This is a genomic window from Kitasatospora sp. GAS204B (genome assembly GCF_029892155.1).
In the GTDB taxonomy this organism is placed as follows: domain Bacteria; phylum Actinomycetota; class Actinomycetes; order Streptomycetales; family Streptomycetaceae; genus Kitasatospora.
The window spans coordinates 1-8,719 of sequence record NZ_JARZAG010000060.1 but is presented as its reverse complement, the minus strand read 5'-3'; the positions used below and the strand labels follow the sequence as shown (position 1 = coordinate 8,719).

The window sequence follows — 8,719 nt, the reverse complement described above, 5'->3', positions numbered from 1 at the left end:
GCAGGGGGGACCCTGTGGGAGAGTAGGACGCCGCCGAACAATTCTTCTAGAGAAGCCCTCTTCCTTCGGGAAGGGGGCTTCTCTGCGTTCATGACCGGTTGTGGTGGTGCGTGCGGGGGTGGCAGGGGGAGCGCGGGGCTGAACGCGTGTCCGAGTAGGATCCGATCACCCGAGTCCTGACCCAGGGGTTGATCAACGAATGGCACGTCCATCCCTTATCCGTGCGCACCGCGCGTTGCTTGGCGTGGTCGCGGTCGGCGCTTGCCTGATCTCCGGGATTGGCTTTGCGGGATCGTACTCGGCAGTGCGTGAGCTGGCGCTGCACAAGGGCTTCGGCAACTTCTCCTACGCGTTCCCGATCGGTGTCGACGCCGGCATCGTGGTGCTGCTCGCGCTGGACCTGGTGCTGACCTGGCTGCGAATACCGTTCCCGCTGCTCCGTCAGGCGGCCTGGCTGCTGACGGTCGCCACCATTGCGTTCAACGCCGCAGCCTCCTGGGGTGATCCGCTGGGGATGGGCATGCACGCGGTCATCCCGTTGCTCTTCGTCGTGGTGGTGGAGGCCTCGCGGCACGCGGTCGGGCGGATCGCGGCGATCACCGCGGACCGTCATATGGAGTCCGTCCGGCTGATGCGGTGGCTCCTCTCGCCGGTGCCGACCTTCCGGCTCTGGCGGCGGATGAAGCTGTGGGAGCTGCGGTCCTACGACGAAGTGGTGCGGCTGGAGCAGAACCGGCTGGTCTACCGGGCGCAGTTGCGGTTCCGGTACGGGCGCGGCTGGCGGCGTTCGGCACCGATCCAGGCGCTGCTGCCGCTCAAGTTGGCCAAGTACGGGGTTCCGTTGGACATGACCCTGTTGGAGCGGATCGATCCCCCCGCAGCGGTGGAGGCGCCGGTGGCGAGCGAGGTGGCGGAGGCGTCGACGGTGTCGGCGGCAGTGGCGGTTCCGGCGCTTGCCAGGCTGGCCGCCGCGCGTTGGCGGGACGGGCAGGGAGGTCCGGAGGAGCAGGCCGAGGCGCCGGCGCGGCCGGCTCGTCCGGTCACCGCGCTGCGCGACATTCGGGCGGAGGTCGGGCAGCAGCCCCGACAGCAGAGCGCTGTGCCGCAGCAGGCGGCGCCCGCCCAGGCGTCTGCCCAGGCGTCGCTCCAGGCCGATGTCGAACCGCCGGCCGCTGCGGACAGCGCGCGTCAGGTCGGGCAGCAGTCGCCGTGGTTCAGGACGCCCCGGCCGACCACCGCGCAGCAGCCGGCCCAGCTGACGAGGCCGGTGCAGCAGGGAGTTGAGGCCCCGTCCGATGGCCGGCCCAACGTGACGCCGGTACCGGCACCGCAACCCCAGCCGGTCGCGCAGCCGGAGCCGGAACCCGTCCTGGCGGAGTCCCCGGTGGAGGAGATCCCCGCCCCGGTGGCCGTGCCGCCGCAGCCGGCGATGGACAACCTTTTCGCGCCGAGGCCTCGGGCAACGAATCGGCCGGCCGCTCCGACGTCGGCTCAGGCTCAGGCTCCGTTTCAGGAACCGGTTCAGGACCTGGCGGCCCAAGAGGCCCCCGAAGAGCCGGAGTTCTTCGAGTCACGGCAGCTGACGGTGGATCTGGCCATCGACGCGTTGCTGGCCTACAAGGACTCCCAGGGACACGATCCCGACGAGGAGGCGCTGGCGGATTTCCTCTTCACCCAGTACGGCGTCAGCGGCAAGCAGCCGGGCGTGCCGGCAAGTCAGAGCGAGATCCGGCGGATCTGGCCGAAGTTGCGGGACCGGTACGCGACCCTCGGTCGCGAGTAGTCCGGTTGGTGAGCCGCCATTGACGCCCGACTGCGGCACGGATACCTTCACATCAACAAATTGTTGAACAGCTTCAGTGTGGAGGAACCCGGATGTCGCAGGTCGAGGTGGGTGGCGGCGACGCAGCCGACGCAGCTGCGGGGAGCCTGACGTTCTCCCCGTCCGCGCGTGCCGCGGTGGACGCGCTGCTCGGGCCGGTCGACGCCGAGCTGGCCAGCCGCTACCCGGGGGACTCCGGGAGCCGGCAGCCGGTCCACACCGTCTACGTCCCGGCCGACGCCTTCGCCGCGGACACCGTGGCCGACTGGGGCCGCCAGGCGCTCGAGGCGCTGGACACCCACGCCGGGACCCCGGCCGAGCTGGCCGAGGCGCTCGGGGTGCCCGCCGACGAACTGATCACCGAGGTGCATGCCCGGGTCCGGGCCAAGCTGCAGCGCGAGCCGATCGAGGATCTGCGGATCGACTTCGAGGACGGCTACGGCCCGCGCCCGGATGCCGAGGAGGACGCCGAAGCGGTCCGCGCGGCCCGGCTGGTCGCCGCCGCCGTGGCCGACGGTACCGCCCCGCCGTACATCGGGATCCGGATCAAGTGCATGGAGGCGGCGGTCCGCGACCGCGGCATCCGCACCCTGGAGCTGTTCCTGGCGACCCTGTTGGAGGACGGCCGCGAGCTGCCCGCCGGCCTGGTGCTGACGCTGCCCAAGGTCACCTACCCCGCACAGGTCACCGCGCTGGTCCGTTTGTTGGAGGACTTCGAGCGGCGGGCCGGGCTGCCGGCCGGGCGGATCGGCTTCGAGATCCAGATCGAGACCACCCAGGCGATCCTGGGCGCCGACGGCCGGGCCACGGTGGCGCTGCTGATCGAGGCCGCCGAGGGCCGGGCCACCGGGCTGCACTACGGCACCTTCGACTACAGCGCCTCCTGCGGGGTCAGCGCGGCCTACCAGAGCATGGACCACCCGGTCGCCGACCACGCGAAGGCCGTGATGCAGGTGGCCGCCGCCGGTACCGGGGTGCGGCTCTCGGACGGGTCGACCAACGTCATCCCGACCGGTCCGCGCGAGCAGGTCTTCGCCGCCTGGAACCTGCACCACGGCCTGGTCCGACGTTCGCTGGCCCGCGCCTACTACCAGGGGTGGGACATGCACCCGGCGCACCTGCCCACCCGGTACGCGGCGGTCTACGCCTTCTACCGCGAGGGACTGGCGGCCGCGGCGGCCAGGTTGGCCGCCTACGTGGCCAAGGCCGGTGGCGACGTGATGGACGAGCCGGCCACCGCCAAGGCGCTCAGCGGCTACCTGCTGCGCGGGCTGGACTGCGGCGCGGTCGACCTGGCCGAGGTCACCGAGCTGACCGGGCTGGACCGCAAGCAGTTGGACGCGCTCAGCGGTCGCTGACCCGGCTGCCTCCGGGCGGTCGGTGGATAGGCTGGCCGAGCCGCCCCGTCCGTCGACCGACCCCCGGAGATCTGCCGCGCCATGTCGCCACCCGTCGCCAAGCCGTACCTGACCATCCGCGCGGACGGCAGCCACGAGATCGAGGTGAAGCGCTCGCGCTTCATCTGCCATCTCGCGCGGGCCGGTGACGAGGAGGCGGCGCAGGAGTTCATCGCGCGGACCAGGAAGCGGTACTGGGACGCGCGGCACAACTGCACGGCCTTCGTGGTGGGCTCGGAACAGCGCCGTGAGCGGTCCAACGACGACGGCGAGCCCGGTGGTACCGCGGGCGTGCCGATGCTGGAGGTGCTGCGTCGGCGCGGTGTCACCGACACGGTCGCGGTGGTGACGCGGTACTTCGGCGGTGTGCTGCTGGGAGCGGGCGGCTTGGTCCGTGCGTACGGGGGTGCGGTGTCGGCGGCGCTGGACGAGGTCGGTCTGGTGGAACGTCGCCGGGTCGCGCTTCTGGTGGTGGCCGCCGACCACACCCGGGCCGGGCGCCTGGAGAACGAACTGCGCGCGGCCGGCTACGCGGTGCGCGATCTGCACTACGAAGCGGCCGGGGTGCGGATCGAGGTGGGCGTGCCCGAGGCGGAGCTGACCGGCTTCCACGACTGGCTGGCCGAGGCCAGCGGCGGCAGCGCGACGGCGGTTCCGGCCGGCCACTTCCACGTCGAGATTCCCTGGTCGGATGCATCCTGAGCGGAGTCGGGCGGTGTTGGGGGAGCTCGCAGAGCGGACAATCGACGTAGTCGTATGTCCTTTCGGCCAAAGGCCTGGGAATCGCCCACCCGCACGGCTGACGGTCAGTAGCCTGATATGACCGTCGAGTCACAGGAGCAGATTCCGAGATGGCCGTGATCCGTACCATCAGCATCGCGCCGGGCGCGAACACCGGCTGGCACTACCATCCGGCGCTCGTGCAGGCCGTCCTGCTCTCCGGAGAATTGACCCGGGTGCTGGAGGACGGCACGGTCGAGGTGACCCGACCCGGGCAGTTCCTGATCGAGCTGCCGCAGCAGGTGCACATCGGGTACAACCACGGTTCCGAGCCCGTCGTGATCCTGGCCAACTACCAGGTGGCGGAAGGTTGTCCGCTGGCCGTCCCGGCCCCCGCCCCGGTCCTGCCCGAGACCCTGGTCCCGGAGCCGACGCAGGCGGCCATGCCCGGCTGCCGGCGGGGCCAGACGGAATGGCTCAGCAACGCCTGAGGGCTCAGCCGGCCTTATACACCAGAGGCCTCCTGACCCGTCAAGCGACAGGCAAGCGACACTCGAACGAATTAACACGGCCCGGAACTGGAACTCCAGCTCCGGGCCGTTGCGTTCTCCCAGCAAGGACCCGGTCGACCGCTGCCGGCCGGACCCAGACATCACCCCATCGATGGAGGACCGTCAGACCCCACCACGCACCACGGAGGCACCACCCATGAGCATCGACCGCACCGCGCCACCCGCGACCGCCCCGGCCGACCCCCGCTCGGGCTCACCTCAGCCGGGCCACGCCACGCCCTACCGGATGACGGTGACCACCCGTCAGTCCCATGCCGACGCGGTCGCGTTGGCGGACCAGTGCCTGGGGGCCTGGCTCAAGGACGAAGGGTATGCCGAGCCGCCGCCGTCCGCGCCCGAGGCGCTGCCCGACACCGGGCTCGCGAGCCCGTCCTGGCCGCTCGCCGCCCCACCGCCGGGCGCCTCGCCGCTCGCCGCGCCGCCCGAGGCCGCTCCGACCGCCGTGCGGCACCGCCTCGGCGACCGGGTTCTGCTCGACCGGGATGCCGGCCCGCTGCTCGCCCGGTTCCCGGGCACGCCGCCCGGCCGTTACACCCGCCGCCGGCTGCGCACCCCGGCCCCGCACGGCACCCGCCAGCTGACCCTCACCGTGGCCACCGAGCGCGGCGGCCCCACCTGGATCCGGCTGGAGGCCGAGCAACTGGCCGCCACTCCAGGAGTGCGCACCCCCAGTGCCGTTCCGGTCCCCGAGCTGGTCCATCACCTGCTGCCGCTGATCGACGCGCTGGACGGCACGGCCGAGGTCCGCCCGCTGCCCCGGATCATCACCGCCGCCGAGGTCGATGACGTCATCGACGAGCTCTGCGATCCAGCCCGCCGGCTGCCCGTCCTGGTCGCCAGCGTGCCCGCCGACCTCGATCCGCGCGCCTGGGCGACCGAGCCGCTCGCCCCGCTGTTGCACAAGGTGGCCGGCCTGGCCGTCAGTTACGTGCTCGATCCCGGGGCCCGGATCGCCTTCAACACGGCACTGGAGTTCCACACCGTCTACGGCGGTGCCGTGCGCACCTACCTGCCGGAGGTGGATCCGGCCTCCCGGCGTGACGCCCAGCGGCATCTGGTGCTGCCCCGGCACCGGATGGAGGGCGAACCACGGCGGGCCGCCGCGCTGCTGGCCCGTGAGCCGCGCAGGTTGGCCGACCTCGCGCCGCTACCTGAAGCGCTGGCCCGGGTGCCCGTGTTGCGGGTGCGGCCGGCCGATCCGGCGGCGCCCGCCTCCGCCGTTTCCGCCGTCGCCGGCAGCCCCGCCACCCCTGCCGCCGAGCTGACCGAGCTGGTCGGTGAGTTGGCGGACGCCCAGCAGGTCGGGGCGGACGAGCTGCAGCGGGTCCGGCGCAGTCTGCACCGCTCGCACCGGCGCGAGCTCCACCTGCGCGCCGAGAACGAGCTGCAAGGCACCGCGCTGCGCCGGGTCAGCGCCCAGCTGCGGGTGCTGAACAGTCGGCTCTGCCCACCGGGGGAGAGCGCGCCCGATCCGACCGCGCTGCTCGACCAGGTCCCGCGCGGCCCCGACAGCTTCACCGAACTGCTCGACCGGATCGGCGAGTTCCCGCTGCTGAGCTTCACCGGCGACGAGAAGGAGACCCTCGCGCTGGATGCGCAGACGGTCGGCGGCAACTGGGTCCGGCTCACCTGGGACGGCCTGACGGCCCTGCAGGAGTACGCCACCGTCGCCGTGCACGGCGCGGCCGGCGGGGACTTCAAGCAGTGGTGCGAGCACGCGCCGCTCGGCGGTGGCCAGTTCCCACCGCGCAAGGCGGTGCGCAACGAATCCCGGACGGTCTGCAGCCACGGCAAGATGCGCCGGGAGCGGATGTTCGCCGTGCCGTCCTCGGTGGACCCCAGCGGGCGCGCCTTCATGGGTGCCCACCTGCGGATCGGCGGTGGCCGGACCGCGCCTCGGCTGCACTATCTGGACGACTGCTCGGGCAGCGGGCGGATCTACGTCGGCTACATCGGCATGCACCTCACCAACACCATGACCAACTGACCTGCGGCAGGGATCGACCGGCCCGACCCCGACTCGACACGCCTGACTGGACCTGAACTGAGCTGAGCTGACCGGACCTGCCGCACCGACCTCTTGTCCTGCCCGGCTGGCCAGATGTCAACGGGTCTCCCCTCGTTCGAGACCGACCGAGAACACGACGGCCACCCGACCGCCGTACGGTGGACAATGCTCTCGGGGGGTATACCGCCATCGCGCGCGTGCCCGGCCAGCGCAGTTGCCCGGCCACCGAAGAAGCGCCGGACGAGCATGGGGGCAGACCGCCGATGCAGGATTCGACCAAGCGTCAGTCGGCTGTCGAAGGAGCCTTCGGTCGCCGCGCGGGCTTCCTGGCCTCGGTGTTCGGCGGGGCGACCGGCGGGCCGGACCAGGCGGTCCCGACCGAGTTCCAGCCCGGTGGTGGGAACACGGGCGGCGGTGAGAGTGGCGCCGGGTCGTCCGACGAGCCGGGCGGTGGCACCGAGCGCACTGATGGCGCCAGGGGTGCAGGCACCGGCGACGCGGCCGGGCCGACGCCCGACGGCCACGACCCCGCCGTGGCCGCGCTGGGTCGTGCCGCGGAGCTGACGCACCATCGGACCGCCACGGTCCGGGCCGAGCAGCAGCGCCTGGCCGACCTGCTCGCCCGGCTCGCGCTGCCGGTGAGCGCGATGGACTTCGAGAGCCAGCGGCGCAGCTACGAGCCGCGCCCGTACCCCGACGGTCCGGCAGCGGCGCCGAGCACGCGCGAGCCGCGCTGGTCGGACTTCGCGCCGCCGGAGCCGCCCGCCGACGACCCGGAGTCGACCGCGACCAGGCGCCTGCTGGACTCCGGCTACCAGCGCGGGTTGGCCCAGGCCCGGCTGGCCCACCAGCGCGCGCTGCGGCAGTGGCGCTCCGAGCAGGCGGCCGTCGCCGACCCGGCCGAGGCCGCCGCACGACTCGCCCACGAGGAGGCCGAGCAGGCCAGGGCGCGCGCGGTGCGGGAGTACAACGACAGTCTGGAGGAGTGCCGCCGGGCCTATCTGGAGGCCGAGCCGGCCGCGGTCGAGTCGCTGCTCGAACGCGCGCTGGCCGCCGCCGAGGCGGCCACGTCCGAGCTGCCGGCCGCCTGCCGGGCGGTGTTCCGGCCGCTCACCCGGACCGCGGTGCTCGACCTCGACCTGCCCCCGCTCGGCCTGGTCCCCTCGCTGGACGGCTACCGGCTGACCGCGGAGGGCGAGATCAGTCCGGTGCCGCGCTCGCCCGTCGACCGCGAGGCGGACTACCTGCGCCTGGTCGCCCGGCTGGCGCTGCGCGCGCTGCAGGCGGCCGACGCGGTGGACACCGACGGCGTGCTGGCCGGCGTGGTGCTCAACGGCTGGCTTCGCGAGCCCGGCGCGACCTGCCTGCTCACCGTGGACGCCGACCGCGACGCGCTGGCCCGCACCCGGCTGGTGGCGCTGGCGGAGCCGGCCGAGGACGAGGCCGAACCGGGCGTCTACGCGGCCGCCGAGCAGGACGAGGCCCTGGTGCGGCTGCGCGAGCTGGGCGCCGCGATCAGCCCGGACCCGTACGCCAGGGTCGCGGTGCGGCCGTGTGCCACGGCCGGTGCGGCCGTACCGGCGGTGGCGGACCTGTCGCCGGGGGAGTTCGCGGCGCTGGTCCGCGAGGTGCTCACCCGGGGCGGACTGCGTGACTGGAGCGTGCGGTTGCGCGGCCACTCCGGGCTGGTCGCCACCGGCACCGGCGCCCCGGACAGCGGGTTGCCCGGCCGCTGGGTGGTCTGCGCCTCCCGCCGCCCCGGCCAGGTCGGCGCCACCGAGGTGCGAACGCTGGCCGAGGCCGTCGCCGAGGAGTCCGCCGGCCACGGACTCTGGCTGAGCACCGGCGGCTTCACCGAGGAGGCGCTCGACCTGATCGACACCGCCGACTTCCGCCAGATCCACCTCGCCGACGGCGCGGGCTTCCGCGCGCTCGCCGAGACCCACCTCGGGCTGCCGCTGGCGACCGGAGCGATCTAGGGCCTGTACGGCGGATCTTGCCGGGCGCCGTGGGGGCACCTCCCGGCCGAAGGCTGGGGGAGCTGCACGCCCCGCGGCGTCAGCCGCTGGTGTCACCGCCGACAAGATCCGTAAGAGAGCCCCTAGGGCCAATACCGGTGATTTAGGTCGTTTTCCGGCTGGTCGGGCTGGCTCTGGTGGGTGCGACCAGCCGGACGGTTGGAGTGTCGGGTGCCGTCGGG

At 73.1% G+C, this 8,719-nt stretch carries 6 protein-coding genes; all 6 read left to right on the top strand.

Going from position 1 to position 8,719, the window contains the following annotated elements; translation table 11 throughout:
- The first annotated feature begins 199 nt into the window (after positions 1-199).
- The 6 genes from P3T41_RS36605 (at position 200) to P3T41_RS36580 (ending at position 8,498) form a co-directional block, all read left to right on the top strand.
- The gene (locus P3T41_RS36605) at positions 200-1,783 is read left to right on the top strand and encodes a DUF2637 domain-containing protein (RefSeq protein ID WP_280694984.1); all 1,584 of its coding nucleotides are present in this window, start codon (positions 200-202) and stop codon (positions 1,781-1,783) included.
- 92 nt (positions 1,784-1,875) lie between these two features.
- Positions 1,876-3,180 (top strand): aldolase/citrate lyase family protein, encoded by a 1,305-nt coding sequence (locus P3T41_RS36600; protein ID WP_280694983.1) that lies wholly within the window; start codon positions 1,876-1,878, stop codon positions 3,178-3,180.
- A gap of 81 nt (positions 3,181-3,261) precedes the next feature.
- The gene (locus tag P3T41_RS36595) at positions 3,262-3,921 is read left to right on the top strand and encodes a YigZ family protein (protein WP_280694982.1); all 660 of its coding nucleotides are present in this window, start codon (positions 3,262-3,264) and stop codon (positions 3,919-3,921) included.
- Between the two features lie 149 nt (positions 3,922-4,070).
- A complete protein-coding gene (locus tag P3T41_RS36590; protein ID WP_280694981.1) occupies positions 4,071-4,430 on the top strand; it encodes a cupin domain-containing protein in 360 nt (119 codons plus the stop codon).
- Between the two features lie 217 nt (positions 4,431-4,647).
- A complete protein-coding gene (locus P3T41_RS36585) occupies positions 4,648-6,498 on the top strand; it encodes a hypothetical protein (RefSeq protein WP_280694980.1) in 1,851 nt (616 codons plus the stop codon).
- 284 nt (positions 6,499-6,782) lie between these two features.
- Entirely contained in the window at positions 6,783-8,498 is a 1,716-nt protein-coding gene (locus P3T41_RS36580) for a restriction endonuclease (RefSeq protein WP_280694979.1), read from the top strand.
- Positions 8,499-8,719: the final 221 nt, after the last annotated feature.

Excerpts from the sequence above, each read along its gene's own strand:
- P3T41_RS36595 (WP_280694982.1), top strand. The coding sequence starts at position 3,262 with ATGTCGCCACCCGTCGCCAAGCCGTACCTGACCATCCGCGCGGACGGC.
- P3T41_RS36590 (WP_280694981.1), top strand. The coding sequence starts at position 4,071 with ATGGCCGTGATCCGTACCATCAGCATCGCGCCGGGCGCGAACACCGGC.
- P3T41_RS36600 (WP_280694983.1), top strand. The coding sequence starts at position 1,876 with ATGTCGCAGGTCGAGGTGGGTGGCGGCGACGCAGCCGACGCAGCTGCG.
- P3T41_RS36580 (WP_280694979.1), top strand. The coding sequence starts at position 6,783 with ATGCAGGATTCGACCAAGCGTCAGTCGGCTGTCGAAGGAGCCTTCGGT.
- P3T41_RS36585 (WP_280694980.1), top strand. The coding sequence starts at position 4,648 with ATGAGCATCGACCGCACCGCGCCACCCGCGACCGCCCCGGCCGACCCC.
- P3T41_RS36605 (WP_280694984.1), top strand. The coding sequence starts at position 200 with ATGGCACGTCCATCCCTTATCCGTGCGCACCGCGCGTTGCTTGGCGTG.